Raw genomic sequence first — 26080 nt, 5'->3', positions numbered from 1 at the left:
CACTGTGAACAACCCCACACAGTGGTGTGTATGGTGTGCTTCGAAGAAAGGACGCCCCTTGGCTGAAGGCAAGAAGCTCGTCATCGTCGAGTCCCCGACGAAGATGCGGTCTATTCAGGGATACCTCGGCGACGGCTACGAGGTGCTCAGCTCCGTCGGCCACATCCGCGATCTCGCCGACAAGAAGGACATCCCCGCCGACGACAAGCAGGCGTACGGGAAGTACTCGATCGACATCGAGAACGGCTTCGACCCCTACTACGTCGTCTCCGACCGCAAGACCAAGACCGTGGCCGAGCTCAAGCGCGCGCTCAAGAGTGCGGACGAACTCCTGCTCGCCACTGATGAGGACCGCGAGGGGGAGGCGATCGCCTGGCATCTGCTCGAGACGCTCAAGCCCAAGGTCCCCGTCAAGCGCATGGTCTTCCATGAGATCACGAAGGACGCGATCCAGGCTGCTGTGGGGAACACCCGCGAGCTCGACCACGACCTGGTCGATGCCCAGGAGACCCGACGCATCCTCGACCGGCTCTACGGCTGGGACGTGTCGCCCGTGCTCTGGTACAAGGTCAAGACCGGGATCTCCGCCGGCCGTGTGCAGTCCGCGGCGACCCGGCTCATCGTCGACCGCGAGCGCGAGCGCATGGCGTTCACGTCCGCGGAGTACTGGGACGTCGACGCCGCAGCGGCGGCGACGGGCACCTCGTTCAAGATCCGACTCGTCCGCGTCGACGGTGGTCAGCTCGCCCGTGGAACCGACTTCGACGACGACGGGAAGCTCAAGAAGGCCGTCGTCATCCTCGACGAGGCAGCGGCCACCGCGCTCGCCGAGGCCATCGACGCCGTCGGTGCCGGCACCGTCACCAAGGTCGAGGCCAAGCCGGGCACCCGCAGCCCGTACGCGCCGTTCACGACATCCACGATGCAGCAGGAGGCCGGCCGCAAGCTCTCCATGGGAGCGAAGCAGGCGATGGGTGTCGCCCAGCGGCTGTATGAGAAGGGGTACATCACCTATATGCGTACCGACTCCACGTCGCTGAGCACCCAGGCGGTGCAGGCGGCGCGGAGCCAGGCGGTGGCCCTCTACGGCGATGCGGCAGTGCCGCTGAAGCCGCGCGTCTACAAGTCGAAGAGCAAGAACGCCCAGGAGGCACACGAGGCGATCCGCCCCTCCGGTGACACCTTCCGCACACCGGCCTCGCTGTCGTCCGAGCTCGACCGTGACGAGCAGCGCCTCTACGACCTCATCTGGAAGCGGACGGTCGCCAGCCAGATGTCCGACGCGAAGTACGAGACCACCACGGTGACGATCGCCGTCGATGCCGCGGGTAAGAAGGCGGAGTTCACCGCGTCGGGAACCGTGTACACCTTCAAGGGCTTCCTCGAGGCGTACGAAGAAGGTCGCGACGAGAAGCGCAGCGATGCCGATGCTGCGGAGAACCAGTCGCTCCCCGCCGTGGCGGTCGGCGACGAGCTCGTGGTGTCGGATGCCGAGGCCAAGGGGCACCGCACCACGCCGAAGCCGCGATACACCGAGGCGTCCCTCGTGAAGGTGCTCGAGGAGAAGGGCATCGGGCGTCCGTCGACCTTCGCCTCGATCCCCGAGACCATCCTCGACCGCGGATACGCCGTCAAGCGCGGTCAGGCCCTCGTGCCGACGTGGCTCGCGTTCAGCGTGGTCCGACTGCTCGAGGAGCATTTCGCCGAGCTCGTGGACTACGACTTCACCGCAGCGCTCGAAGACGACCTCGACACGATCGCTCGCGGCGAGCAGAACCGCGTCGAATGGCTCAAGTCGTTCTACTTCGGCTCCGACTCCCACGTCGGACTCCGTCAGGTCGTCGACAACCTCGGCGAGATCGACGCACGTGCTCTGAATTCCACGCCGATCACCGACACGGCCACGCTTCGCTTCGGCAAGTACGGCCCCTACCTCGAGGTCGCCGACCCGGAGAACCCCGAGGCCAAGCCGCGCATCGTCAACGTGCCGGAAGATCTCGCCCCCGACGAGCTGACCGCCGAGAAGGCGCAGGAGCTCATCGACGCTCCGGTGGCCGGCGACCGGGTGCTGGGCGAGAACCCCGAGAACGGGAAGATCGTCGTGGTCAAGGACGGTCGGTTCGGACCGTACGTCCAGGAGAACGACCCGGTGTCCGAAGACGCCGCCGTCGACGAGGCGACCGGTGAGGTGGTCGAGGCGCCGAAGGCGAAGCGCGGCGCGAAGAAGAAGGACGCCGCTCCCAAGCCGCGCACGGCGTCGCTGTTCCGCTCGATGTCGGTCGACACGATCGAACTCGACACCGCGCTCAAGCTGCTCAGTCTGCCGCGCGTGGTGGGCGTCGACCCGGAGACCGGCGACGAGATCACGGCGCAGAACGGTCGGTTCGGACCGTACCTCAAGAAGGGCACCGACTCCCGCTCGCTCGAGAACGAGTCGCAGATCTTCGACGTCACGCTCGAGCAGGCGCTGGAGATCTACGCTCAGCCGAAGTACGGGGCAGGGCGACGCGCGTCCAGCGCGCTCGCCGAGTTCGACGCCGACCCCGTCAGCGGCAAGCCGATCCGCATCCGCGACGGGCGCTTCGGCGCGTACGTCACCGACGGGGAGACCAACGTGACGATCCCGCGCGGGCAGAAGGTCGAGGACATCACGTTCGAGATCGCGGTGCAGATGCTCGCGGACAAGCGGGCGAAGGGTCCGGCTCCGAAACGGGGCGCAGCGAAGAAGGCCCCGGCGAAGAAGGCCCCGGCGAAGAAGGCTGCGACCACGACGACCGCGAAGAAGCCCGCGGCCAAGAAGCCTGCGGCGAAGAAGACGACCGCGGCGACATCCGCTGCTCGGTCGGCGGCGGCGAAGAAGGCGGCGGCGACTCGGGCCGCGAACGCTGCGGCGAAGGCCGCAGAGAAGGCGGACTCGTGACCTCGGGTCACGGGGTGTGGATCACGCTCGAGGGCGGAGACGGGTCGGGCAAGACGACGCAGTCGAATCTGCTCGCCGAATGGCTCGAGGGCACCGGTCGCACCGTGGTGCGCACGCGCGAGCCCGGCGGTTCCGAGGTCGGGCACCTGATCCGCGACATCGTGCTGCACCATCGCGGTGACATCGCGCCGCGCGCGGAGGCGTTGCTGTACGCGGCAGACCGGGCGCACCATGTCGCGACGGTCGTGCGGCCGGCGCTCGACCGGGGCGAGATCGTCCTGCAGGATCGCTACCTCGACTCCTCCGTGGCATATCAGGGTGCGGGGCGCATCCTCGATGCGACCGAGATCCGCGAGCTGTCGCTGTGGGCGGCCGAAGGCGCACTCCCGGATCTGACCCTCCTGCTCGACCTGGACCCCGGCGCTGCTCGTGCGCGGCTCGACTCGGCCGACAAGCCGTTCGACCGGCTGGAGGCCGAGCAGGCGGAGTTCCACGGCCGCGTCCGAGACGCCTACCTCGCGCTCGCCGCAGCGGAACCCGACCGGTTCCTCGTGCTCGATGCCGCTGCGCCGGCGGAGGAGATCGCCACGCAGATCCGCGGACGAGTGGCCGCGCTGCTCGGCTGACATACGAGGCGGGCTGCGGTCCGTGGGCGCTCGTGCATGCGCGTCGGTGGTCACGATTAGGCTGAGTGCATGCCCCAGACTGTTCCCGCTCCGTTCCCGTGGGCGGATGTGTGGGGCCAGGACGCGGCCGTCGACACGCTCCGAACCGCGGCATCCGATCCTGCAGCGCTCTCGCACGCGTGGTTGATCACCGGTCCTCCCGGCTCGGGTCGTTCGACCCTCGCATATGCTTTCGCCGCAGCCCTCGTCGCCGATCACCCCGACGATGAAACCGTGATGCGTCAGGTGCTCGCGGGCACCCACCCCGATGTCACGGCTCTGCGCACCGACAAGGTCATCATCACGATCGCCGAGGCGCGCAGCCTGGTCGAGCGCTCCTACTTCGCGCCGTCGGCTGGTCGCTACCGGGTCATCGTGGTCGAAGATGCCGACCGCATGGTCGAACGCACCTCGAACGTGCTGCTGAAGGCGCTGGAAGAGCCGCCCGAGCAGACAGTGTGGATCTTGTGCGCGCCCAGCGAGGCCGATCTGCTGCCCACGATCCGCTCGCGGGTGCGTTCGCTGCGTCTGAGCGAGCCCGACGTGACCGACGTCGCCCGACTGATCAGTCTGCGCACCGGAGTCGACGAGAACGTCGCCGAACAGGCCGCTCGCCACGCTCAACGTCACATCGGCATGGCGCAGCGACTCGCGACCGACGACTCCGCTCGTCGGCGGCGCGACGAGACCCTGAGATCGGTCATCGCGGTGCGCGGGGTCGGCGATGCGGTCGAGGTCGCCGGGCGGATCATCCAGGCGGCGACCGAGGATGCGAAGTCTCTCACGGCCGAACGTGACGCGAACGAGAGGGCCTCGCTCCTGCGCACGATCGGGATCGCCGAGGGACAGGCGGTGCCCCCGGCATTGCGCACGCAACTGTCCGCTCTGGAAGACGATCAGAAGAAGCGCGCGACCCGTAGCCTGCGAGACGGCATCGATCGCGTGCTCACCGACCTGCAGTCCCTGTTCCGTGATGTCGTCATGCTCCAGTTCGGACGCGGGGACGATCTGATCAACAGCGAGCTGCGTTCCGAACTGGAGGGTCTCGCAGACGCCTGGTCGGAGACCCGTACGCTTGTCGTACTTGACCACCTTGCCGAGACGCGGCAGTCGTTGGAGCGCAACGTCGCTCCGCTGCTCGCCCTGGAGAGCTTGCTCGTGACGATCACGAGCGGGAGGAAACCGTGACGAACCGATCGACTTCCCGCTTCCGTCGCGCCGCTGCGGTGATCGCCGGTATCGCCGCAGCCTCCGTCGCGCTCTCCGGGTGCCTGTACGCGATGATCCCCGAGCAGACGTCTCGTCCGTCGACGACGAGCGCGCCCGACACCGAGGGTGTGTCCGAAGACCTGCTGCCCTTCTACTCGCAGGAACTCGAATGGACGGACTGCGGCCCCGGTTTCGACTGCACGGATGTCACGGCGCCGCTCGACTGGGAGAACCCGAGCGCCGGCGACATCACCCTGTCGGTGGTCCGGCATCGCGCCCAGGGGACCCCCGTCGGTTCGCTGCTGACCAACCCGGGCGGTCCGGGTGCGAGTGGCGTCGACCTCGTGCAGAACAACCTCACGTTCGCGGTCGGCGCCGACCTCATCGAGAACTACGACGTGATCGGGTTCGACCCGCGCGGCGTCGGCGCCTCCACCGCCGTGACCTGTTACGACGCCCCCGAGATGGACGAGTACCTCTACGGAATCCCTGCCGCGGCCCGTGGCACGGCGGAGTGGGAGGCCGAACTCCTCGAGGCGCACAAGGGCTTCGCCGAGGCGTGCGATGCGAACAGCGGCGGCATCCTGCCGTACATCACGACGGTCAACGCCGCTCGCGACATGGATCTGATCCGTGCCGTCCTCGGCGACACGCAGCTGAACTACCTCGGCTACTCGTACGGCACGTTCCTCGGCGCGACCTACGCGAAGCTCTACCCCGAGAAGGCCGGTCGTCTGGTGCTCGACGGTGCGATCGATCCCGCCGTCCCCGGGCTCGAGGTGGGTGCCACGCAGGCTCTCGGCTTCGAATCCGCACTGCGGGCCTACATGCAGGACTGCCTCGATTCCGGGGAGTGCCCGTTCAACGGCAGCGTCGACGAAGCGATGACCGACCTCGGGGCTCTGCTGGCGAGCGTCGACCGCACCCCGCTGAAGAACGGTGACGGCCGCCTGATGGGAGCCGACTCGTTGATGACGGGCATCATCGCCGCCCTGTACTCGCAGGACAACTGGGGATACCTCACGCAGGCGCTCGACGAGGCGCTCCAGGGCGACCCGGGTTCTGCCTTCTTCCTCGCCGACTTCTACAACGGTCGTGAGGACGGCGTCTACATCGACAACTCCACCGAGGCGTTCCGCGCGTACAACTGCATGGACTACCCGGTGGAAGACGACCCGGCAGCCGAAGCCGCTATCGACGACAAGATCGCCGAGGGGGCTCCCACCATCGCCCCCTACTGGAGCGGTCCGGACTCGTGCGAGGTGTGGCCGTACCCGCCGACCGGCACGCGCGGCGAGATCACCGCTGAGGGCGCTGGTCCCATCCTGGTGATCGGCACGACGAACGACCCCGCGACGCCGTACGAGTGGTCCGAGTCGCTTGCCGACCAGTTGGAGGAGGGTGTCCTCATCACTCGCGTCGGCGAAGGGCACACCGGTTACAACAAGGGCAACACCTGCGTGGACGACGCCGTGGAGGCGTTCCTGCTCGACGACGTGGTGCCCGAGGACGGCCTCCGCTGCGAGTGAGTCGGGCTCGATTCGCGAGCGGGCGCGAGACAGGGTAATATCGGTGATCGCGCCGCTCACGCGTCGCACGCCGCTTTAGCTCAGTCGGCAGAGCATTTCACTCGTAATGAAAAGGTCGTCAGTTCGATTCTGACAAGCGGCTCCGAAGGCCCCGTGATGCGAAGAACATCACGGGGCCTTTCCCGTCTCGTGCGGCGTACCCTCGACGTATGAGCAGAGCGCTTCTCATCGTCGACGTGCAGAACGACTTCACCGAGGGCGGCGCCCTCGCCGTCGCGGGAGGCGATGTCGTGGCTGCCGCGATCACGACCTTTCTCGCCTCGCATTCCGGGGAGTATCAGGTGATCATCGCGTCTCGTGACTGGCATGACGCCGAGGGTGACAACGGAGGCCACTTCGCGGAGGCGCCTGACTTCGTCGACACCTGGCCTGTGCACTGTGTCGCAGGCACGGAGGGCGCCGAGTACGATCCGCTGCTGGTGACCGAGGCCGTGACGCACCACGTCCGCAAGGGCCAGGGCAAGCCGGCGTATTCGATGTTCGAGGGGGAGACGCCCGAGGGGGAGACCGTCGGGGCGATCCTGAGTGCGGCAGGGGTGCTCAGCGCCGACGTCGTCGGCCTCGCGACCGACCACTGCGTCCGGGCATCGGCACTCGATGCCATCGCGCACGGCGTGCGCGTCCGGGTGCTCACCGACCTGGTCGCGGGCGTCGCTCCGGAACCCAGCGAAGCGGCACTCGCCGAACTCGTCCATGCCGGTGCGGAGCTGGTCGAGAGCGCCGACGCGTGACCCGCAGCGTCCTGCTGCTGCGAGCCGTGAACGTCAGCGGACGCAACAGCGTCCCCATGGCGCGCCTCCGGGAGGTCCTGGCGGCGGAGACCGACCTCGAAGACCTCTCGACCTACATCGCGAGCGGCAACATCATCTGCGCGACGCCCGCCCACCCGGATGCCGCGTGCGCAGCCGTGCGCGCCGCGATCCACAGCGAGTTCGGCGTCGACACCCCGGTCATCCATCGGACCAACGCGCAGCTCGTCGCATCCGAGGGCGAGCAGCCGTTCCCGGAAGGCGATGTGAAGTTCGTGCACGCGATGTTCCTCGAGGGGCCTCCGACGCCGGGCGCGGTGGAGGCCCTGGAGCAGCGACGTCGGCCAGCGGAGCGCCTCGCTCTGATCGGGAACGACCTGTGGATCGACTACGGACAGGGTGGCGTGCACTCCACGAGACTCACGAAGACCGTGCTCGATCGCGCTCTCGCCGTCGCGGGGACCGCCCGCAATCTCCGCACGACCCGCCGACTCATCGACCTGACCGGGTGAACCCTCGCGGCGCGGCGGCGAATCGTGGGTGCCGCGCAACGGCGAGATCGTGGAGGCGAGAGGTCAGCTGCGCGGGCGTCCGAGGTCCCCGCTCACGGCGACCGGCGGCGTGTGCGGATGCGCCTGCAGGTCGACGCGGCGGGAGCCGCATTCCCCGCAGCGCACGTAGAGGACGGTGCCGTCACTCGTGGGATGCCGTGACTCGGTGTACCACGCGTGTTCATGCGTCTCCGGGGTCAGCGGGACGCGGGGGATCGGGAGCGTGTCGAGGGAGCTCATGCATCCAGCGTGATGTAATGGTCTTATGCATCTCAACCCTTACGGCGAATATGCGGTACTGCTGGCGGCGTCTCTGGCCAACGACTGGCCGACCGACCGCGCGGGGATCGAGCAACGCACGCTCGAACTGGGCATGACGCAGACCTTCCCGCCCGCCGCAGACGATCACGCGAAGGTCAGGGCGGTCGTCGACGACTGGCTCGCCATCGTCGACGAACCCGACCCCGACGCGCGGGCCGTGCTGTTGAACGCGCAATTGGCGATCGCCGCCGCATACCCGCGACTGACCAACCACGACGGCGAGGGCTGGCACCTGCACTACCGCGACGACGTGCCCTCGCTGCCGTACGTGCTCCGCGCCATCATCAGCCTCGGTACTTCGCTGCACCTCGTCACGCGGGGGATGGGCAGGCTCGGGCGCTGCCAGGCCGCTCCGTGCACCAACGTCGTCGCCGACGTGACACGGAACGGCCGGCAGCGCTTCTGCTCCGTGCGCTGCGCCAACCGTGCTGCCGTGCGTCGCCACCGCGCCCGAGGCTGAGCGCCCGAGAGGACGATCTCCTCAGGCCGTCTGGCCGGAGTGCTTCCCCTCGCCGATCTCCTCCACGAGCTTCGCGTTGAAGGCGGGCAGATCGTCGGGAGTGCGGCTCGAGACCAGGCCCTCATCGACGACGACCTCTTCATCGACCCAGGTCGCGCCCGCATTGCGGAGATCGGTGGTCAGGCTGGGGTAGCTCGTGAGGGTGCGGCCGTCGACGACGCCGGCCTCGATCAGGATCCAGGCGCCGTGACAGATGACGCCGACGGGCTTGTGCTGCTCGAAGAACGAACGGGCCAGTGCGATCGACGGCTCGTCGAGGCGCAGGTGGTCGGCGTTGACGACACCGCCGGGGAGCACGAGCGCGTCGAACTGGTCGGCCGTCGTGTCGGCGGAGAGCAGATCGACGGCCTGCTCATGGCCGTTCTTGCCGGTGATCGCGGCTCCTGCGGGAGCGATCAGCGTCGCACTCGCGCCTTCGGCGGTGACCGCATCCCACGGGCTGGTGAGCTCGCTGTCCTCGAATCCGTCCGTCGCCAGGAATGCCACGCGGCTGCCGGTGAGAGTCATGGATCGTCCTTTCGTCGAGAGTCGTCCGCCGTTCGGGGACGCTTCGACTCTCTCGCGGGGGAACGCGGTGCGGAAGGGGGTGGTCGCTGCGCCACGGCGGTGATACAGGAGAACCGCGATGCGTCGGAGTGCGCGACCGCGAAACCGGTACCGGGTCGATAGCATCCAGACATGCGTCTTCGTCCTGCTCTCGTCCTTCTGCCGGCGCTCATCCTGCTCGCGGGCTGTGCTCCCGAGCCCGCACCGAGCCCCACGCCGGTCGAGACGTCGAACTCGCCGTCGCCGTCCCCTTCGCCGTCGTCGTCGTCTTCCGCGACGCCCGACCCTGTCGAGACGGGCGCAGAATTCACCGGCGCCGAGCTCGTCACGCTCTGCACGGACAAGACCAGGCCGCTCGCACCGGATGCGACGTACTTCAGCGACATGGCGACGACCGAGTACCTGGGAGAGAAGTCGCTCTGGTTCGTCGTGATCCCGAAGACGCTGGACGATCAGGACACGGTCGCGGTGTGCGCGATCGGCGGGACGCCGGACGCGCCGGTGTTCGAGCTCGAGGGCGAGTCGCTGCCGAGCGGTGTGGCGGAGATCCGCGATGAGCTCCTCGCGGGCACGCACGACGGCGAATCCTGAGACGGACGCCGCGAGGCGGCGTGTGCGGTGGGCCCCGTGGGGCTCGAACCCACGACCCGCGGATTAAAAGTCCGATGCTCTGCCGACTGAGCTAGAGGCCCCTGCGTCCAGTCTAGTGCGCACGACGAGGGGCCGTCAGCGATCCATGTCCGCCGACGGCCCCACTCCTTCACGGGGGATCCTCCCCCTGCTCCCCGCGAAGGGTGCCTACCGGGTCCTCCTCCCGGCCATCCCGTGCTTACTCAGCCGGGGGCATGAGGACCGTGTCGATCAGGTACACGGTCGCGTTCGCGGTCTGGACTCCACCGCAGACGATGTTGGCGTCGTTGACCATCCACTCGTCACCGCTGCCGGTGACCTCGAGGTCTGCACCCTGAACGGTCGTGTGCATGCCCTCGATGTCGGCGGGCTCGATCTGGCCGGGAACCACGTGGTACGTCAGGATCGAGCTGAGCGTCGCGCTGTCGGTCTTGAGCGCCTCGATGGTCGCCGGGTCGATCTTCGCGAAGGCGTCATCCACGGGTGCGAACACCGTGAACTCGTCGCCGTTGAGCGTGTCGACGAGGTTGACATCCGGGTTGAGCTGTCCGCTCACCGCGGCGACCAGCGTCGTCAGCAGCGGGTTGTTGGACGCGGCGACGGCGACGGGATCCTGGGACATGCCCTGGATCGATCCTGCGCCGTCCGGCACGGCGTCCGCGTACGCGGCGCATCCGGGACCGACGAGGTTCGCCGCCGGGTCCATCTCCATCGGCGTCGACTCCGACGTCTCCGGTGCCTTGGGCTCGGTGGACTCCTCCGTGGTGCTGCCGCTGCCCATCGAACAGGCGGAGAGCAGGAACGCGCTCGCCAGTCCGAGAGTGACTGCTGCGGTGACCTTCTTCTTGGTGCTGAACATGTCGAGCTCCTTCAGAACTGAGCCACGGCCTCTCCGTGGCGTCGAGTGCTGTTCGGAACCCCCTCCGGATCGGATGGGAGAAATCTCAGAAAAGTTCCGGAGCGCCCGGATCCAATCCGTTCACGCCCCCGGAGCGAACAGGTCCTGACAGAAGTGGGGACCTCATGGACCTGATCATCATCGGCCTGCTCGGCGGGCTCATCACCGGCATCTCGCCGTGCATCCTGCCCGTGCTTCCCGTGATCTTCCTCACCGGAGGCGCACAGTCCGCGAAGTACGACGACGAAGTGGTGCCGGCACGGCGGAGCAGACCGTACTTCGTGATCGCGGGCCTCGTGCTGAGCTTCACGCTCGTGACCCTGGGTGGCTCCCTGCTCCTCGGGCTGCTGAATCTGCCGCAGGACATCATCCGATGGGTCGGCATCGCGGTGCTCGTCATCATCGGAGTCGGTCTCATCGTGCCGAGGTTCCAGCACATCCTCGAGCGCCCGTTCCAGCGGTTCGGCCAGCGCGAGGTGAAGAACCGGGGGAGCGGCTTCGGGGTCGGACTCGCCCTCGGAGCGGTCTTCGTGCCGTGCGCCGGCCCGGTGCTGGCCGCCATCATCGTCGCAGGGTCCACCGGGCAGATCGGCATCGGAACCGTGCTGCTGACGGTGTCGTTCGCGATCGGGGTCGCCGTTCCCCTGCTGATCTTCGCGCTCGCGGGCCGCAGCGTCGTGGAGCGCATCCGCTCGTTCCGGTCGAAGGAGCGCGGGCTGCGCATCGCCGCGGGCATCGCCATGATCGCGCTCGCCGTCGGTCTGGTGTTCAACGTGCCGCAGGCACTGCAGCGGCTGCTGCCCGACTACACGGCTCCGCTGCAGGAGCAGATCGCCGATTCCGAACAGGTGCAGGACGCCCTCGATCTGGGCGGACTCGTGAACGAGGAGAACAAGGACCTCGACAAGTGCACCAACGGCGCCGAGGAACTCGAGTCCTGCGGGACCGCCCCCTCGATCAAGGGCATCCAGGAATGGCTCAACACCCCCGACGGGGAGGCCCTCGACCTGAAGGACCTGCGCGGCCAGGTGGTGCTGATCGACTTCTGGGCGTACTCGTGCATCAACTGCCAGCGGTCGATCCCGCACGTCGTCGCCTGGGATGAGACCTATCGCGATGCGGGTCTCCAGGTGATCGGCATCCACTCTCCGGAGTACGCCTTCGAGAAGAACCCGGGGAACGTGGCGGCCGGGGCACGCGATTTCGGCATCGAGTATCCCGTCGCCCTCGACAACAACCTGTCGACGTGGACGAACTACCGCAACCGGTACTGGCCTGCGCACTACCTGATCGACGCGGAGGGCACCGTCCGGCACATCTCCTTCGGTGAGGGCAACTACGCCGCAACCGAGTCCATGATCCGGGAGTTGCTGAAAGACGCCGATCCCGGGGTGCAGCTGCCGGCGGCCACCGATGTCGAGGATGACACCCCGGATGTGGGATCGACCACCAGGGAGACGTTCCTCGGCTCCTCGAAGGACGTGAACTACGGCGGAGACGGCGAGTACCGCCGGGGCACGAACACGTACGAATTCCCGAAGGATCAGCCGGCGGACAGCTTCGCGCTGGACGGCGACTGGACCATCGAGACGCAGTATGCGACGCCGGAGGGGGACGCGGGAGAGATCAGCCTCGAGTACCACGCCGCCGAAGTGCGGATCGTGGTGGCCGGGTCGGGCGACATCGTGGTCCGCCGCGACGACGGCTCGTCCGAGACCGTGGCGGTCGACGGGACTCCGCGGTCGTACGAACTCGTGAAGCAGGACGACATCGCCGAAGGCACGCTCACACTCGATGTGCCTCCCGGTGTCGAGGTCTATTCCTTCACGTTCGGGTGACGTCTGCGCGGGAACGGAGAGGAGATACGGCATGCTTGTGGAGATGGTCATCGACGGAATGGACGTCCCGGAGGACGGCGCGACGCAGGATGCTGTCGGCGACCTCCTCGTGCGCGTCGCCGGCGGTGACCAGGCTGCCTTCGCGGATCTCTACGATGCCCTCTCTCCCCGCGCGTTCGGCCTCATCCTCCGCGTCCTGGTGAACCGCGCACAGAGCGAAGAGGTGCTTCAGGAGGTCTTTCTGGAGATCTGGCAATCCGCTTCCCGCTTCGCTCCGAACAGAGGTCAGGGACGAGCATGGGTCATGACGATCGCGCATCGTCGGGCCGTCGACCGGGTGCGGGCTTCGCAGTCGAGCGCCGACCGTGATGTGCGCGCCGGGTTCAAGGACATCGGCGTGGCTCACGACAGCGTCGCAGAGCAGGTGGAATTGGGGATCGAAGGCGAGAAGGTCGTCGGCGCACTCTCGGAGCTTCCTGAGGTGCAGCGCGAAGCGCTCGTCCTGGCGTATTACGGCGGTTACAGTCAGAACGAGATCGCGGCCCTCGTGGGTGCGCCGCTGGGGACCATAAAGACACGGATGCGAGACGGGCTCACCCGACTGCGCACGGCGATGGGGGTGACGGCATGAACGAGAAGGACTTCGCAGAGCTCGCGGCAGGCGCCGCCCTGCACACGCTCACCGCAGAAGACGAGCGACGTTTCCGCGCTGCCCTCCTCGAGCACCCGGAGTGGCAGACGATCGTCGACGCGGACGCCGCATCGGCAGGCATGCTCGCCGAGACCACGGCGACCGTCGATCCTCCCGCGAGCATCCGGTCGGCGCTGCTCGCGCAGATCGCCCTGACGCCGCAGAACGAGGTCGCGGGACCGGATGACGCCGGACGGAGCGATGCCGCCGCCCCGGTGCGCACTTCGCCGGACGCGCCGTCCGCCGAAGACGTGCCGTCCGCCGGGTCCGCAGAGGTCGCGCACGACCCGACGCCGGCGAAACCGCGGCGGTGGGTGCGCGCGGTGTTCGCGCTCGCCGCATGCCTCGCCGTCCTGGTCGGGGTGGGAGTCGGCGCGGTCGCCCCTGAACGATCAGCTCAACCGTCCAGCGAGCGTCGTGGCGCTGCAGGAGATCGAGGCGGCGGGAGATGCCGAGCAGGCCACGGTCGCCCTCGACGACGGAGGAACCGCGACGGCGCACTGGTCGGCCTCGGTCGGCAAGGCGGTGCTCGTCGCAGACGGCATCCCGACACCGGCGGAGGGCGAGACCTACGAGCTCTGGTTCGTGCGCGGAGACGCTCCCGTCTCGGCCGGGGTGTTCGACGTCGACGGCGGAGACGCCACGGCGCTTCTCGCGGGTGATATGCAGGCGGGCGACGCCATCGCTGTGACCGTCGAGCAGGCCGGGGGATCGCCGACCGGGCAGCCCACCACAGACCCGGTGATCGTGATCCCCACGGCCTGAGTGTCGCCGATCGCGCGTACCCTGGAGGGATGCCCGAGCAGCACCACCGCCCTGTGCGTCGACCGACCGCCGCGTTCGAGAACATCGTCGGCGCGCACGATCCCGCCGAGGAGACGCGGGTCGCGCACGCCACCGCATCGGCTCTGCTGACCCGCGTGCGCGCAGACGAGAGCGGGGCGAGCGCAGAACGTCTCGTCGCCTTCACCGCCGAGCACGGCATAGACGAGATCGCCGAGTTGTGGTCGAAGGCGCCGTCGCGCACGCTGCCCGGCGCGCTGTGGCGTCTGTACGTGCTGCAGCTGGCGATCCACGCCGACCCTCGCACCGCAGCACTGCTCTACGACCGCGGGCGGGTCGAACTGCCCTCGGCCGACGTCGTGATCGCGGGTGCCCCGGTACCGGCGAGCCCGGACGAACTCGTCGCACTCATCGACACGATTCTGCGCGGGGCGTTCCGCGGCGACTTCGCGGTCGCGCTGGACCGCGCCGGGGCGTTCTGTCGGGTGCAGGCCTCGGGGGCCACGCACACGGCAGACGACTACGAGCAGACCGAACCGGCGCGTGCCAGCGAGCTGACCAGACGCGCTCTTCGACTGAGCAGCTATGCCCAGGACCTGACGGCGGCTGCGGTGCTGTGGCGCATGGGCGCCCTCGCCTGAGGCGTCGCGCCGCGGCGCGGAGGCGGCCCGGACAGAGAAAGACCGGGCCGCAAGAACGCCTCTCGGCGGAAGGCCGCTCGAAGCGGCAAAAAATGGAGCCCGGGGTTATGCGGCCCGGCCGTTCCATTGTAACGCGATGAGGCCCGAGGTATTCCCGCCCTCTAGGCTCGGACCATGACCGGGCGCTTCGCACTCATGATCGATCCCGTCGCTGCCGACGAGCAGCGCTCCGACTACGGCGACACCTTCACGCAGGTGGATGCGGCAGCGCCCGCGCTGAGCGTGGGAGAGCTGAGCACACAGCGCGGAGACGGCGTGTTCGAGTCGATCGGCGTCATCGACGGGCACGCGCAGGAGGTCGTTCCGCACCTGGAGCGCCTCGCGCACTCCGCCCGTCTGTGCGATCTGCCCGTTCCGAACCTCATGCAGTGGCGGCAGGCTGTCGAGCGTGCGGCCGCACAGCTCGGGGCGGGGGAGTCCGTGATCAAGCTGATCCTTAGTCGCGGTGTCGAGCACGGTCCCACGCCGACCGCATGGGTGACGGCTGCGCCCGCCGCCGACTTCTCGGCGGTACGCGCGAACGGGGTGCGCGTGGTCACGCTCGACCGCGGATACGACCTCGGGGCGGCCGAGCGGGCGCCGTGGCTGCTGCTGGGCGCCAAGACGCTGTCCTACGCGGTGAACATGGCCGCTCTGCGGGAGGCCCACCGCCGCGGCGCCGACGATGCGATCTTCCTCTCGAGCGACGGCTTCGTGCTCGAGGCGCCGACCGCATCGCTCATCCTCCGCTTCGGCGACCGCTTCGTGACCCCGGCGCCGAACGGCGGCATCCTGCACGGCACCACCCAGCTGAGCGTCTACGAGCACCTCGCGGCCCAGGGCTTCGAGACGGACTACGAACGCATCCCCGCGTCCGACCTGCCTCGCGCGGATGCCGCCTGGCTGGTATCCAGTGTGCGCCTCGCCGCGGCGATCACGGCGATCGACGGCGCCTCCCTCTCCGTGGACGTGTCGCTGACGGACGAGCTCAACGCCTACCTGCTCTCGCCCCGCGACTGAAGCCCGTACGCTCTGCGACCTCGCCGAGCGGGCCGGAGCTCTTCCGGCTCCGGCCCGCGGCGTTCACGCGTGCGGGGTGACGACAGCGCGTCCGCTGAGCTTTCCGTCGTGCAGATCGCGGTACGCGTCCAGCGCCTGGCTCATCGGGTAGGTCTTGATCTGCGGCGTGATCTTCCCGCTGCGGTACAGGTCGACGACCTCGTAGAGCTCCTCGATCGTCCCCCAGTAGGTGTTCGTCAGCTCCGCCTCGTACGGGTTGGTGTAGAAGCTCCAGTCGGTGGGGCCTCCGGCGACGCCGACGACCGTGATGCGACCGCGGCGAGCCACGACCTGCTGTGCGAGTTTGATCGTCGGCGTCACGCCGACGAAGTCGAACACCGCGTCGACGCCCTGACCCCCGTCGCCTCCCGGATCCGCTCCGCCTGTCCCTCGCCGCCCTCGATCGGGATGGCGCCCGACTTCTGCGCCTCGGCCATCGCCTCGGGCTTCATGTCGGTGGCGTAGATGTCGGCGCCCGTCAGGGCTGCGAGGATCTGGACGGCGATCTGCCCGAGTCCGCCGAGTCCGATCACCAGGGCGGACTTCCCGCCACCGGCCAGTTTCGGGAGGGCGAGCTTGATCGCGTGGTACGGCGTGAGCCCGGCATCGGAGAGCGGTGCCGCCGTGATGGGGTCCGCGTCTCCGAGCGGAACGAGGTTGCGCGCCGGAACCGTCATGTACTCGGCCATCCGCCGTCGCGGCCGAGGCCGGTGGCGAGGTAGGGCTGGGTCGCGGCGTTGTAGCAGTACGTGTCCTGTCCGCGGGAGCAGGCCGGACAGTGCTGGCAGCCGATCGGACCGTACGACAGGAAGGCGTCCCCCACCTTCACGCCGGTCACCCCGGGGCCGACCTCTTCGATCCACCCCGAGTTCTCGTGCCCGAGCGTGTAGGCCGGAGCGAGCTGCTCGCCCATGCTCTCGTCGAACTGCTCGAACACGGCCACATCGGAGTGGCACGCACCCGCACCGGCGATCTTGAGCAGCACCTCGCCGGGACCGGGGACAGGTCGCGGCACCTCCTCGATCGAGGGGAACGTCTTCCAAGCAGTGAACCGGACAGCCTTCATGGTGACTCCTTCTCAGAGCGCCGGGCCGACGCCTCGCTGCGAGGGACAGGGATCCGGCATGTGCGTTCCATCCAGCCTAGCCATCCGCACCGGCCGGGCAGCGGCCGCGTGTGCTGCCGAAAAGGGCGCCGCTTCCGGCACAGTGGTCACCCGAAGCGTCCGGAGACGTAGTCCTCCGTGGCCTGGACGCTCGGCGTCGTGAAGATGCTGGTCGTGTCGTCGTACTCGATGAGCTTGCCGGGCTTTCCGGTGCCGGCGATGTTGAAGAACGCGGTCTTGTCGGAGACACGGCTCGCCTGCTGCATGTTGTGCGTGACGATCACGATCGTGAACTCGTTCTTGAGCTCGCCGATCAGCTCCTCGATCGCATAGGTCGAGATGGGGTCGAGGGCAGAGCAGGGCTCGTCCATCAGCAGCACCTGCGGCGACACGGCGATGGCGCGAGCGATGCACAGACGCTGCTGCTGGCCGCCGGAGAGGCCGGAGCCCGGCTTGTCGAGGCGGTCCTTGACCTCGTTCCACAGGTTCGCGCCGGTGAGCGACTTCTCGACCAGGGCGTCCTGATCGCTCTTCGACATGCGGCTGTTGTTGAGCTTCACACCCGCGAGCACGTTCTCCTTGATCGACATCGTCGGGAACGGGTTCGGGCGCTGGAACACCATGCCCACCTGACGGCGCACGAGCACAGGGTCGATCCCGGGGCCGTAGAGGTCCTTGCCGTCGAGAAGCACCTCGCCCTCGACGCGGGCCCCGGGGATGACCTCGTGCATGCGGTTGAGCGTGCGCAGGAACGTGGACTTGCCGCAGCCGGAAGGGCCGATGAAGGCCGTGACGCTGCGCGGCTGGATGTCGAGGGAGACGCCCTCCACAGCGAGGAAGTCGCTGTAGTAGACGTTCAGGTCGTTGACTTCGATGCTCTTGGACACTGCTGTTCCTTGCTTGTCGGGTGAGGGCTCAGCGGCCGGTCTTGGGGGCGAAGATCTTCGCGACGAGGCGCGCGATCAGGTTGAGCAGCATGACGATGATGATGAGCGTCAGGGCGGCTGCCCATGCCCGCTCCACGTATGCCTCCGCGGGGATGCCCTGGTACGCGTACTGCGAGTACGTGAACACGGGGAGGGTCTGCATGCGGCCGCTGAAGAGGTTGTAGTTCATGGCGTCGGTGAAGCCGGCCGTGAGGAGCAGCGGGGCGGTCTCGCCGATCACGCGGGAGATGGCGAGCATCACACCCGTCGTGATGCCGGCGATCGAGGTCGGAAGGACCACCTTGACGATCGTGAGCCACTTCGGCACACCGAGGGCGTATGAGGCCTCACGCAGCTCGTTCGGGACGAGGCGCAGCATCTCCTCGGTCGACCGCACGACGACCGGGATCATGAGCACGGCGAGGGCCACGGACCCCGCGATGCCCATGCGGACGCCAGGGCCGAAGATGAGGGCGAACACCGCGTAGGCGAACAGACCGGCGACGATCGACGGGATGCCCGTCATCACGTCGACGAGGAACGTGATGGTGCGGGCCATGCGCCCGCCCTTGCCGTACTCGACCAGGTAGACCGCCGTCATCAGGCCGATCGGGATCGAGATGATCGCCGCGGCGAGCGTCACCAGCAGCGTGCCGATGATGGCGTGCAGGGCGCCTCCGCCCTCGCCGAGGACGCCGCGCATCGAGGACGAGAAGAACAGTCCGTCGAAGCGGGCGACGCCGTTGGCGACCACCGTGATGGCGACCGAGACGAGGGGCACCATCGCGATCGCGAACGCCGAGGTGACGATACCCGTGACCAGGCGGTCGAGCGCCTTCCGGGAGCCCTCGATGATGCGCGACATCACGTAGATGAGCACGAGGTAGATGACGGCGCCGAGGACCACGGAGCCCGCGATGTTGAGGTCGGTGCCGCTGGCCAGGGATTCCAGGGCGAACGGCGTGAAGCCGATCAGCAGCGAGACCGCGAGGAGCGCCCAGGGTGCCCAGCGGGGGAGGTGCCCCGAGCTGAGCGACAGGCTCGAAGGTGCGGCGCTGGCCGTGCGGGCCGATTCGGGGGCGGTAACGGTCATGTCAGTTCGCTCCCGAGAATTCCTTGCGGCGGTTCACGAACCAGCGTGCGAGAGCGTTCACCGCGAACGTCACGACGAACAGGATCAGACCGGTCGCGATGAGGATGTTGATGTTGACCTGATAGGCCTCGGGGAACGTCAGCGCGATGTTCGCTGCGATCGTGGAGGGGTTCGTCGAGGTGAGCAGTTCGAAGGTCACGGCCTTGCTCACCGAGAGGACCATCGCGACGGCCATGGTCTCTCCGAGTGCTCGGCCGAGGCCCAGCATGGAGGCGGAGACGATGCCGGAGCGGCCGAAGGGCAGCACGGCCATGCGCACCATCTCCCAGCGGGTGGCGCCGAGCGCGAGGGCCGCCTCTTCGTGGAGGCGAGGGGTCTGCAGGAAGATCTCGCGGCAGATGGCCGTGATGATCGGGACGACCATGACCGCGAGCACCATGGCGGCGGTGAGGATCGTGCGCCCGGTGGGTGAGACGACACCGCCGAAGAGCGGGATCCATGAGGCGTTCGTGTTCAGCCAGACGTAGATCGGCTGGACGGCCGGCGCCAGGACCAGGATGCCCCAGAGGCCGAACACGACCGAGGGGACGGCGGCCAGCAGGTCGACGATGTAACCCAGGCCCTGCGCGAGGCGGCGGGGGGCGTAGTGGGTGATGAAGAGCGCGACCCCGAGCGACAGCGGCACCGCGAGAAGCAGCGCGAGGAACGCGGCCCAGACGGTGCCGAAAAGCAGCGGGCCGACGTAGTCCCAGAAGTTGGTCTTGAGCAGGGAGGCATCTTCCGACGTTGCGGTGAATGCCGGTATGGACTGCACGATGAGGAAGATCGCGACCGCGGCCAGCGTGATCATGATCATGGATCCGGCGGCGACCGCCGTGCCGGAGAACCAGAGGTCGCCGGCGCGCTTCTTCGCGACGATGCGCGTCGACGCCGGCGAGGTCGTGGCTGTCATGGGAGCTGCTTCCTGCTCAGTGGAGATCGGGTGTCTGACGCGAGCAGACGGTCTCCGGGATGCCGCATGGCATCCCGGAGACCGTCACTGACTCACTTGATGAGGTCGATCGCAGCCTGGGCCTGCGTGCGCAGGTCGTCCGAGATCGGGGCGCTGCCCGCGTTGGTCGCGGCGACGTCCTGGCCCTCGGCGCTGATCGCCGTGGTGAAGAACGCCTTGGTCAGCGCGGCGATGTTCTCGTCCTCGTACTCGGCGCAGCCGATGAGGTAGCTGACGAGCAGCACCGGGTACGCGCCGTCGGCGGTCGTGGTGCGGTCGATCGCGAAGGCGAGGTCGCCGTCGGTGCGGCCGTCCTCGATCTTCGAGGCGTCGAGCGCGGCAGCGGCGCCCTCGGCCGAGTGCGGCACGAAGTTGTCGCCGACCTTGACGTTGACGGCCGAGAAGTCCGCGGCCTGCGAGGAGTCGATGTAGCCGATGAGGCCCTGTCCGCCCTTGACGGCGTTGGCGACGCCGGACGTCTTCTCCGCGGACTCGCCGCCGAGGTCGGCCGGCCACTCCTCGACGCTGCCTGCCGTCCACACGTCACCCGCGGTCTGCGCGAGGTAGTCGGTGAAGTTGCCGGTGGTGCCCGACTTGTCCGAGCGGTGCACGGGCGTGATGGCGAGGTCGGGGAGCGTGGCGTCGGGGTTGTCCTTCGCGATCGCCGGGTCGTTCCAGTTGGTGATCTTGCCGGCGAAGATCGACGCGATGGTCGCGGCGTCGAGGTTCAGTTCGTCCACGCCGTCGAGCGAGAAGACGATGGCGATCGGGGACACGTAGGCGGGGACCTCGATCAGGTCGGAGCCGTCGACGCACGCGCCGAAGCCGCCCGCGGCGATCTCGTCGGTCTTGAACGCACGGTCGGAACCGGCGAAGTTGACCGCGCCCTGCTGGAACGACTCACGGCCGCCGCCCGAACCCTGCGGGTCGTACTCGACCTGGGCGTCGGGGTTGGTCTTCTGGAACTCGGCGGTCCATGCCTGGATGGCGACCTGCTGCGACGACGCACCAGCGCCGACCAGGGAGCCGCTGACGGCGGCGACATCGGAGGTGGGAGCTTCGGTGGAACCGGTGCCGCCTTCGTTCGCGGCGCAGCCGGCGAGAGCGAGAGCGGCGACGGCGCCGATGGCGCCGATTCGTGCGATTCGGGAGATCTTCACTGTGGATCCTTCGATCTTGGATGGGTGGGGCCCGGTGCAGGGCACACAGTGACGCTATGGGCGACGGTTAACGAGACTCTCCCGAGCAGGTGAACGGCAGGTGAACGACGAGCGACTCTCTGGGGTGCTCCCGCGAGAATCCGGGGGTCGTCAGACCTTGGGGATGTGCGTCTCGATCGCGATGATGCCGGAGCCGGGATTCGTGGCCGAGAGGTGCACGACAGAGAAGGCGGCGGGTTCGAGGTCCGCCGCGCTTCCGAGGTAGGACCCGTGGAGGGTGCCGGTGGCCAGAGCGATCTCCGACAGCAGGCCGGGGAGCACGGGGCCGTGGCTGCACAGCACCGCCGGCTTCCCGGAGCGTACGCGTCGACCCACGACCGCGCGGAGATCGGCGGTGCCGTCCTCCCACGCATCCTGACTGATCTTCTCGGTCTTCACGGGCTTGCGCGCGAGTGCCTTGGCCAGCGGGGTGATGGTCTCCACGCAGCGGACGGCATCGCTGGTGACGATCTTGCGCACGCCGAAGGCGCGCAGCGGTCCGACGATGGACTTGGCCTGCGTACGTCCGCGCTCGGTCAGTGGTCGCGCCGCATCCGCACGGTCCCAACTCGATCGCGAGAGCGCCTTCGCATGCCGGAGCGCGATCACGGGGAAGGTGCGGAGCACGCCGTCGTCCACGAGGTTCGAGAAGAAGTCCAGGATCTCGAGATCCACGGGGTAGCTCAGACGCGAACGGGCCTTCTTGACGCTGACCCATTCGACCGCTGCGATCTCGCGGTTCGGCACGAACGTCGACGCGCGGATCGCCTCTTCCGTCGCCTCGGCTGCCCAGTAATGCACGATCTTCTGCTTCTGCGACGCCAGGTGATACCGACTCACACCGACCGGAACGCCGAGCGAGACCCGGATGCCGGTCTCCTCGTGCACCTCGCGCACGGCCGTCTCGGCGAGCATCTCGCCGGGATCGACCTTGCCCTTGGGCAGCGTGACGTCGCGGTACTTCGTGCGGTGGATGAGGAGGATCCGGAGCTTGCCGTCGACGATGCGCCAGACCACGGCACCCGCGGCGTACACGGCCTTCTCCGCCCACTTCGCCGTCGTGACGGCGTCTGGCGGGAGCTGCAGCTGCCGCCCGGTCATCGCACCGCCCGCGCGCGACGACGCCGCTGGATCAACCCCATGGTCTTATCCTGCAGGTCGATCAGGGGCTTCCCCTCCGCGTCGACGGCGTGGCGTTCCCAGACGCCGCCGGCGCCGAGGTGCCACGACGTGGTCCCTGCGTCCATGGCCAGGTCGAAGAACGTCTGCAGCTCCTTGAGGTGAGCGGGGTCGGTGACCCGCACGAGCGCCTCGACGCGGCGGTCGAGGTTGCGGTGCATCATGTCGGCGCTGCCGATGTACACCTGCGGGTCGCCGCCGTTCTCGAAGGCGAAGATGCGCGAATGCTCGAGGTACCGGCCGAGGATGCTGCGCACGGTGATGTTGTCGCTGATGCCCTCCAGGTCGGTGCGCAGACTGCAGATGCCGCGGACCCAGACGTCGACCTTCACTCCGGCCGCGCTGGCGCGGTAGAGCGCGTCGATGATCTCCTCGTCGACCATCGAGTTCACCTTGATGCGGATGTGCGCGGGGGTCCCGGCCTCCGCGTTCTTGCGTTCGGCGTCGATCTGCCGGATGAGTCCCTTGCGGAGGTGGAGCGGGGCGACGAGAAGCCGCTTGAATTTCTTCTCGATCGCGTAGCCGCTGAGCTCGTTGAACAGTCGCGTCAGGTCCTTCCCGACCTGTGCGTCGGCGGTGAACAGCCCGAAGTCTTCGTAGATGCGGCTGGTCTTGGGGTTGTAGTTGCCGGTGCCGACGTGTGAGTAGTGGCGCAGCATCCCGTCTTCCTCGCGGATCACGAGGGCGAGCTTGCAGTGCGTCTTGAGCCCGACGAGACCGTAGACCACGTGCACGCCGGCCTTCTCGAGCTTGCGCGCCCACACGATGTTGTTGGCCTCGTCGAACCGGGCCTTCACCTCGACGAGGGCGAGCACCTGCTTTCCGGCTTCGGCAGCGTCGATCAGAGCCTGCACGATGGGGCTGTCACCCGAGGTGCGGTACAGCGTCTGCTTGATCGCGAGCACGTGCGGGTCGCGTGCAGCCTGCTCGAGGAACGCCTGCACGCTGGTCGTGAACGACTCGTACGGGTGGTGCACGAGCACGTCCGACTTGCGGATCGCCTTGAAGATGTCGGCGCGCGTGCTCGAACCGGCGGGCTGGAACGCCACGGCGGTGGTGGGCAGATGGGGCGGGTAGCGCAGGTCGGGGCGGTCGATGCGCGAGAGGTCGAACAGGCCTCGGAGGTCGAGCGGACCAGGGAGGCGGTAGACCTCGAGGTCGGTGATGTCGAGTTCGCGGACCAGGAGATCCATCGTGACATCGTCCATGTCGTCGGTGATCTCGAGGCGGATCGGCGGACCGAAGCGGCGACGCAGCAGTTCGGCCTCGAGCGCCTGGATCAGGTTCTCGCTCTCGTCTTCCTCGATCTCGACGTCTTCGTTCCGGGTGAGGCGGAACGCGTGGTGGTCGAGCACCTCCATGCCCGGGAACAGGTCGCCGAGGTGGTTCGCGATGAGTTCCTCGAGGCGCAGGAAGCGCTTGATCTCGCCGCCACCGGGAACCTCCACGAAGCGGGGGAGCATCGGCGGAACCTTGAGACGTGCGAACTCCTGCCGGCCGGTGCGGGCGTTGCGGATGCGGATCGCGAGGTTCAGCGACAGGCCGGAGATGTACGGGAACGGGTGCGCAGGATCGACGGCGAGTGGCATGAGGACCGGGAACACCTGGGCCTGGAAATAGTCGGACAGCCCGGATCGCTCCTCGTCGGTGAGTTCGGACCAGTCGGTGATCTCGATGCCGGAATCGGCGAGGGCGGGGCGCACGAGGGTGTTCCACGCGTCGGCGTGGCGAAGCTGGAGCGCGTGCGCCTCGCGCGAGATGTCGGCGAGCGCGTCGACAGGGGAGCGGCCGATGTTCGTCGGCACGGCGAGACCCGTCATGATGCGTCGCTTGAGTCCGGCGACGCGCACCATGAAGAACTCGTCGAGGTTGCTGGCGAAGATCGCCAGGAAGTTCGCCCGCTCGAGCTCGGGCAGCGACGGATCCTCGGCGAGTTCCAGCACGCGCTGGTTGAACGCGAGCCAGCTCAGCTCGCGATCCAGGTAGCGATGGTCGGGAAGCTGGGAGTCGGGCGACTCGATGGCGTCGAAGTCGTCGTCTTCGGCGTCACCGAGGCCGGCGTCGGCGAGTGCGGGATCGATCATGGGGTACATCTAAGCACCGCCAGGTGACGCCCGTGTGAACGAGCGCTCCCTCTCACCGGGCCGCGACGACGCTGTCGTCCTCGTTGACGTTGAAGCGGTAGCCGACATTGCGCACGGTGCCGATGATCTGCTCCTGGTCGCCGAGCTTCGCCCTGAGCCGTCGTACGTGCACGTCGACCGTGCGGGTGCCGCCGAAGTAGTCGTAGCCCCAGACCTCGCTCAGCAGCTGCTCCCGCGTGAACACGCGTGAAGGGTGGGTGGCGAGGAAGTGCAGCAGCTGGAACTCCTTGTACGTGAGGTCCAACGGCCTGCCGCGCAGCTTCGCGGAGTAGGACTGCTCGTCGATCGTGACGCCGGATGCCTGCACGCGTGCGGGCTCGGCGACCTCGTCGCGTCGAGCCAGCGCCAACCGGAGACGCGCGTCGATCTCGGCGGGCCCCGCGGTCACGAGCAGCACGTCGTCGATCCCCCAGTCGCCGGAGAGGGCGCTCATGCCTCCCTCTGTGACGACGAGCAGCAGCGGCGCATCCTGACCTGTCGCGCGCAGAAGACGGCAGAGCGACTTCGCCGCGACCAGGTCGTGGCGCCCGTCGACCATGACGACGTCGTAGTCGGGGGCGTTGACCAGTTGCGCAGGCTCAGCCGGAATCTGGCGCGCCTTATGGCTCAGCAGCTCCAGAGCGGGCAGGACCTGCTCCGAGAGCGGAGCATTGGTCAGAACCAGGACCAGGGCCACGCGCACTCCTCACCGACGTGGGATCGACGCCGTGCCGCCATGATACCGGGAGCGGATGCGCAACAATGGTGTCATGACGGAACCAGCACTCGCACCGCGCAACGCGTTCGTCGGTGTGATCGTCGTGTGGGCGGCGGCGTTCGTCGCGACCGTGGCGATCGGGATCTTCGTGCCGGAGGAGTGGCGCGTCCCGTGGATGCTGGTCGGCTTCGGCGGTGTCGTGCTGCTGTCCTTCGCCGTGCAGCTCTGGTACGGGCGAACGCAGGGCTTCATCTTCCGCGTGGCGAGCAGCGTCGTCGGCGCTCTGCTGCTGATGGGCGTCATCTCCGTGGGCTTCGGCGTCGCCGCGCTGATCCCGACCTGACCTCGGCGCGGCGCGGTAAGGTGGATCGCATGGACCTCATGGCGCTCGAAATCTTCTTCATCGGCCTGCTGGGCCTCGCGAGCCTCGCTATCGTTTTCGTCTCGGCAGTGGTGCTCCGCAACCTCTTCCGCGGCCAGCGCTGACGCGATCGTGATCGAACTTCCCACCGACCTCCCCGCCGACCTCGCGCCGTTCGCGTGGTTGATCGGCGTGTGGGAGGGGACCGGAGTCATCGACTACCCCGTCGGCGACGAACGTCTGCAGGGCGAGTTCACGCACCGCGTCAGCTTCAGCCACGACGGCGGGCCCTTCCTGAACTATTCGGGCACGGCCACGTTCCTCTCCGAGGATGGCGCCCCGGCGACGGCACTGCTCGCAGAGACGGGCTTCTGGCGACTCGCCCGCCCTGCGACGGCCGCGGATCCCGGCCCGGCGCTGCTCCCGCCGACGGCGCCGGCTGTGCGACGCACGGTCGATGACGTCGAGACACTGCGCGCGCCGAGCGGCGGCTTCCCGATCGAGGTGTCCCTCGCGCACGCCGACGGCGCTCTGGAGCTGTACATCGGCGAGATCAACGGCCCCCGCATCGACATCGGCTCCGATGCCGTCGTCCGCAGTGCGGGGGCGAAGGTGCACACCGCGTCGTCGCGGATGTACGGACTCGTCGACGGGCATCTGCTGTGGGCGTGGGACATCGCCGCGCTCGGCACCCCGTTGCGCTCGCACGCGTCGGCGCGACTGGCGAAGGTGTGAC

Annotated in this window: 25 protein-coding genes, 2 tRNA genes and 1 pseudogene; 16 read left to right on the top strand and 12 right to left on the bottom strand. The window is 68.2% G+C overall.

Going from position 1 to position 26080, the window contains the following annotated elements:
- Nucleotides 1-58: 58 nt before the first annotated feature.
- The 7 genes from topA to K1X59_RS15095 all read left to right on the top strand — a co-directional run bounded on the left by topA (nucleotide 59) and on the right by K1X59_RS15095 (nucleotide 7644).
- The gene (topA, locus tag K1X59_RS15125) at nucleotides 59-2920 is read left to right on the top strand and encodes a type I DNA topoisomerase (protein WP_183150684.1); all 2862 of its coding nucleotides are present in this window, start codon (nucleotides 59-61) and stop codon (nucleotides 2918-2920) included.
- The gene (gene tmk / locus K1X59_RS15120; protein ID WP_183150683.1) at nucleotides 2917-3546 is read left to right on the top strand and encodes a dTMP kinase; all 630 of its coding nucleotides are present in this window, start codon (nucleotides 2917-2919) and stop codon (nucleotides 3544-3546) included. Before topA ends, tmk begins: the two co-directional genes overlap by 4 nt.
- Nucleotides 3547-3615: 69 nt before the next feature.
- On the top strand, nucleotides 3616-4773 hold the full coding sequence (locus K1X59_RS15115) for a DNA polymerase III subunit delta' (protein ID WP_183150682.1): 1158 nt from the start codon (nucleotides 3616-3618) through the stop codon (nucleotides 4771-4773).
- Nucleotides 4770-6323 (top strand): alpha/beta hydrolase, encoded by a 1554-nt coding sequence (locus K1X59_RS15110; RefSeq protein WP_183150681.1) that lies wholly within the window; start codon nucleotides 4770-4772, stop codon nucleotides 6321-6323. The genes K1X59_RS15115 and K1X59_RS15110 overlap by 4 nt, the downstream gene beginning before the upstream one ends.
- A 69-nt stretch (nucleotides 6324-6392) precedes the next feature.
- Nucleotides 6393-6465: transfer RNA gene (locus K1X59_RS15105), tRNA-Thr, on the top strand.
- Between the two features lie 67 nt (nucleotides 6466-6532).
- Complete coding sequence (locus K1X59_RS15100) at nucleotides 6533-7114, top strand: isochorismatase family protein (protein ID WP_183150680.1); 582 nt, start codon at nucleotides 6533-6535, stop codon at nucleotides 7112-7114.
- Nucleotides 7111-7644 carry a DUF1697 domain-containing protein gene (locus tag K1X59_RS15095; RefSeq protein ID WP_220173542.1) on the top strand — a complete coding sequence of 178 codons (534 nt, stop codon included), beginning with the start codon at nucleotides 7111-7113 and terminating at the stop codon, nucleotides 7642-7644. Before K1X59_RS15100 ends, K1X59_RS15095 begins: the two co-directional genes overlap by 4 nt.
- 63 nt (nucleotides 7645-7707) lie before the next feature.
- On the opposite strand, the gene K1X59_RS15090 is transcribed toward K1X59_RS15095, so the two are convergent.
- Nucleotides 7708-7923, bottom strand: coding sequence for a hypothetical protein (locus K1X59_RS15090; RefSeq protein ID WP_183150679.1), 216 nt, complete (start codon nucleotides 7921-7923; stop codon nucleotides 7708-7710).
- 25 nt (nucleotides 7924-7948) lie between these two features.
- On the opposite strand from K1X59_RS15090, the gene K1X59_RS15085 reads away from it, so the two are divergent.
- Nucleotides 7949-8464: a CGNR zinc finger domain-containing protein gene (locus K1X59_RS15085; RefSeq protein ID WP_183150678.1), complete on the top strand. Its 516-nt coding sequence runs from the start codon at nucleotides 7949-7951 to the stop codon at nucleotides 8462-8464.
- Nucleotides 8465-8485: 21 nt separating this feature from the next.
- On the opposite strand, the gene K1X59_RS15080 is transcribed toward K1X59_RS15085, so the two are convergent.
- Nucleotides 8486-9031 carry a type 1 glutamine amidotransferase domain-containing protein gene (locus K1X59_RS15080; protein ID WP_183150677.1) on the bottom strand — a complete coding sequence of 182 codons (546 nt, stop codon included), beginning with the start codon at nucleotides 9029-9031 and terminating at the stop codon, nucleotides 8486-8488.
- A gap of 171 nt (nucleotides 9032-9202) precedes the next feature.
- Between K1X59_RS15080 and K1X59_RS15075 the strand changes: the two genes are divergently transcribed.
- Nucleotides 9203-9661: a hypothetical protein gene (locus K1X59_RS15075; protein ID WP_183150676.1), complete on the top strand. Its 459-nt coding sequence runs from the start codon at nucleotides 9203-9205 to the stop codon at nucleotides 9659-9661.
- 28 nt (nucleotides 9662-9689) lie between these two features.
- Here the strand turns inward: K1X59_RS15075 and K1X59_RS15070 are convergent.
- Together K1X59_RS15070 and K1X59_RS15065 are read right to left on the bottom strand one after the other, a co-directional pair.
- Nucleotides 9690-9762: transfer RNA gene (locus K1X59_RS15070), tRNA-Lys, on the bottom strand.
- Nucleotides 9763-9899: 137 nt separating this feature from the next.
- Entirely contained in the window at nucleotides 9900-10559 is a 660-nt protein-coding gene (locus tag K1X59_RS15065; protein WP_183150675.1) for a fasciclin domain-containing protein, read from the bottom strand.
- A gap of 164 nt (nucleotides 10560-10723) precedes the next feature.
- Here K1X59_RS15065 and K1X59_RS15060 point away from each other — a divergent pair, with 164 nt between their 5' ends.
- The 5 genes from K1X59_RS15060 (at nucleotide 10724) to K1X59_RS15040 (ending at nucleotide 15610) form a co-directional block, all read left to right on the top strand.
- Nucleotides 10724-12436, top strand: a complete 1713-nt coding sequence (locus K1X59_RS15060) for a cytochrome c biogenesis protein DipZ (RefSeq protein ID WP_183150674.1) — start codon at nucleotides 10724-10726, stop codon at nucleotides 12434-12436.
- A gap of 31 nt (nucleotides 12437-12467) precedes the next feature.
- On the top strand, nucleotides 12468-13067 hold the full coding sequence (gene sigK / locus K1X59_RS15055) for an ECF RNA polymerase sigma factor SigK (protein ID WP_183150673.1): 600 nt from the start codon (nucleotides 12468-12470) through the stop codon (nucleotides 13065-13067).
- Between the two features lie 477 nt (nucleotides 13068-13544).
- Entirely contained in the window at nucleotides 13545-13892 is a 348-nt protein-coding gene (locus K1X59_RS21695) for an anti-sigma factor (RefSeq protein ID WP_258566870.1), read from the top strand.
- Nucleotides 13893-13921: 29 nt separating this feature from the next.
- Nucleotides 13922-14551 carry a DNA-directed RNA polymerase subunit beta gene (locus K1X59_RS15045; protein WP_220173541.1) on the top strand — a complete coding sequence of 210 codons (630 nt, stop codon included), beginning with the start codon at nucleotides 13922-13924 and terminating at the stop codon, nucleotides 14549-14551.
- Between the two features lie 174 nt (nucleotides 14552-14725).
- A complete protein-coding gene (locus K1X59_RS15040) occupies nucleotides 14726-15610 on the top strand; it encodes an aminodeoxychorismate lyase (RefSeq protein ID WP_183150671.1) in 885 nt (294 codons plus the stop codon).
- Between the two features lie 63 nt (nucleotides 15611-15673).
- Here K1X59_RS15040 and K1X59_RS15035 read toward each other — a convergent pair.
- From K1X59_RS15035 to K1X59_RS15000, 8 genes and pseudogenes are all read right to left on the bottom strand, one after another.
- A pseudogene (locus K1X59_RS15035) lies at nucleotides 15674-16715 on the bottom strand (NAD(P)-dependent alcohol dehydrogenase).
- Between the two features lie 146 nt (nucleotides 16716-16861).
- The gene (gene pstB, locus K1X59_RS15030; protein ID WP_028503355.1) at nucleotides 16862-17641 is read right to left on the bottom strand and encodes a phosphate ABC transporter ATP-binding protein PstB; all 780 of its coding nucleotides are present in this window, start codon (nucleotides 17639-17641) and stop codon (nucleotides 16862-16864) included.
- 28 nt (nucleotides 17642-17669) lie between these two features.
- On the bottom strand, nucleotides 17670-18773 hold the full coding sequence (gene pstA / locus K1X59_RS15025) for a phosphate ABC transporter permease PstA (protein WP_183150670.1): 1104 nt from the start codon (nucleotides 18771-18773) through the stop codon (nucleotides 17670-17672).
- Nucleotide 18774: 1 nt separating this feature from the next.
- Nucleotides 18775-19725, bottom strand: coding sequence for a phosphate ABC transporter permease subunit PstC (pstC, locus tag K1X59_RS15020; protein WP_183150669.1), 951 nt, complete (start codon nucleotides 19723-19725; stop codon nucleotides 18775-18777).
- Nucleotides 19726-19817: 92 nt separating this feature from the next.
- The gene (pstS, locus tag K1X59_RS15015; RefSeq protein WP_183150668.1) at nucleotides 19818-20924 is read right to left on the bottom strand and encodes a phosphate ABC transporter substrate-binding protein PstS; all 1107 of its coding nucleotides are present in this window, start codon (nucleotides 20922-20924) and stop codon (nucleotides 19818-19820) included.
- Nucleotides 20925-21074: 150 nt separating this feature from the next.
- Nucleotides 21075-22064, bottom strand: coding sequence for an NUDIX hydrolase (locus tag K1X59_RS15010; protein WP_183150667.1), 990 nt, complete (start codon nucleotides 22062-22064; stop codon nucleotides 21075-21077).
- Complete coding sequence (locus K1X59_RS15005) at nucleotides 22061-24226, bottom strand: RNA degradosome polyphosphate kinase (protein WP_183150666.1); 2166 nt, start codon at nucleotides 24224-24226, stop codon at nucleotides 22061-22063. Before K1X59_RS15005 ends, K1X59_RS15010 begins: the two co-directional genes overlap by 4 nt.
- Before the next feature lie 52 nt (nucleotides 24227-24278).
- A complete protein-coding gene (locus K1X59_RS15000) occupies nucleotides 24279-24962 on the bottom strand; it encodes a response regulator transcription factor (RefSeq protein ID WP_183150665.1) in 684 nt (227 codons plus the stop codon).
- A gap of 73 nt (nucleotides 24963-25035) precedes the next feature.
- Between K1X59_RS15000 and K1X59_RS14995 the strand changes: the two genes are divergently transcribed.
- A complete protein-coding gene (locus K1X59_RS14995; protein ID WP_183150664.1) occupies nucleotides 25036-25326 on the top strand; it encodes a hypothetical protein in 291 nt (96 codons plus the stop codon).
- A 150-nt stretch (nucleotides 25327-25476) separates the two neighbouring features.
- Complete coding sequence (locus K1X59_RS14990) at nucleotides 25477-26079, top strand: FABP family protein (RefSeq protein WP_183150663.1); 603 nt, start codon at nucleotides 25477-25479, stop codon at nucleotides 26077-26079.
- Nucleotide 26080: the final 1 nt, after the last annotated feature.

The organism is Microbacterium sp. Se5.02b, from assembly GCF_019464375.1.
In the GTDB taxonomy this organism is placed as follows: Bacteria; Actinomycetota; Actinomycetes; order Actinomycetales; family Microbacteriaceae; genus Microbacterium.
Note: the sequence above shows the minus strand (reverse complement) of the source record. Positions and strands in the feature narration are given on the sequence as shown.

Coding starts and splice junctions, on each gene's coding strand:
- pstA (WP_183150670.1), bottom strand. CDS start 18,773: ATGACCGTTACCGCCCCCGAATCGGCCCGCACGGCCAGCGCCGCACCT.
- K1X59_RS15100 (WP_183150680.1), top strand. CDS start 6,533: ATGAGCAGAGCGCTTCTCATCGTCGACGTGCAGAACGACTTCACCGAG.
- K1X59_RS15075 (WP_183150676.1), top strand. CDS start 9,203: ATGCGTCTTCGTCCTGCTCTCGTCCTTCTGCCGGCGCTCATCCTGCTC.
- pstC (WP_183150669.1), bottom strand. CDS start 19,725: ATGACAGCCACGACCTCGCCGGCGTCGACGCGCATCGTCGCGAAGAAG.
- K1X59_RS15060 (WP_183150674.1), top strand. CDS start 10,724: ATGGACCTGATCATCATCGGCCTGCTCGGCGGGCTCATCACCGGCATC.
- sigK (WP_183150673.1), top strand. CDS start 12,468: ATGCTTGTGGAGATGGTCATCGACGGAATGGACGTCCCGGAGGACGGC.
- K1X59_RS15115 (WP_183150682.1), top strand. CDS start 3,616: ATGCCCCAGACTGTTCCCGCTCCGTTCCCGTGGGCGGATGTGTGGGGC.
- K1X59_RS14995 (WP_183150664.1), top strand. CDS start 25,036: ATGACGGAACCAGCACTCGCACCGCGCAACGCGTTCGTCGGTGTGATC.
- K1X59_RS15090 (WP_183150679.1), bottom strand. CDS start 7,923: ATGAGCTCCCTCGACACGCTCCCGATCCCCCGCGTCCCGCTGACCCCG.
- K1X59_RS15010 (WP_183150667.1), bottom strand. CDS start 22,064: ATGACCGGGCGGCAGCTGCAGCTCCCGCCAGACGCCGTCACGACGGCG.
- K1X59_RS15045 (WP_220173541.1), top strand. CDS start 13,922: ATGCCCGAGCAGCACCACCGCCCTGTGCGTCGACCGACCGCCGCGTTC.
- K1X59_RS15005 (WP_183150666.1), bottom strand. CDS start 24,226: ATGATCGATCCCGCACTCGCCGACGCCGGCCTCGGTGACGCCGAAGAC.
- K1X59_RS15085 (WP_183150678.1), top strand. CDS start 7,949: ATGCATCTCAACCCTTACGGCGAATATGCGGTACTGCTGGCGGCGTCT.
- K1X59_RS15080 (WP_183150677.1), bottom strand. CDS start 9,031: ATGACTCTCACCGGCAGCCGCGTGGCATTCCTGGCGACGGACGGATTC.
- K1X59_RS15040 (WP_183150671.1), top strand. CDS start 14,726: ATGACCGGGCGCTTCGCACTCATGATCGATCCCGTCGCTGCCGACGAG.
- K1X59_RS15065 (WP_183150675.1), bottom strand. CDS start 10,559: ATGTTCAGCACCAAGAAGAAGGTCACCGCAGCAGTCACTCTCGGACTG.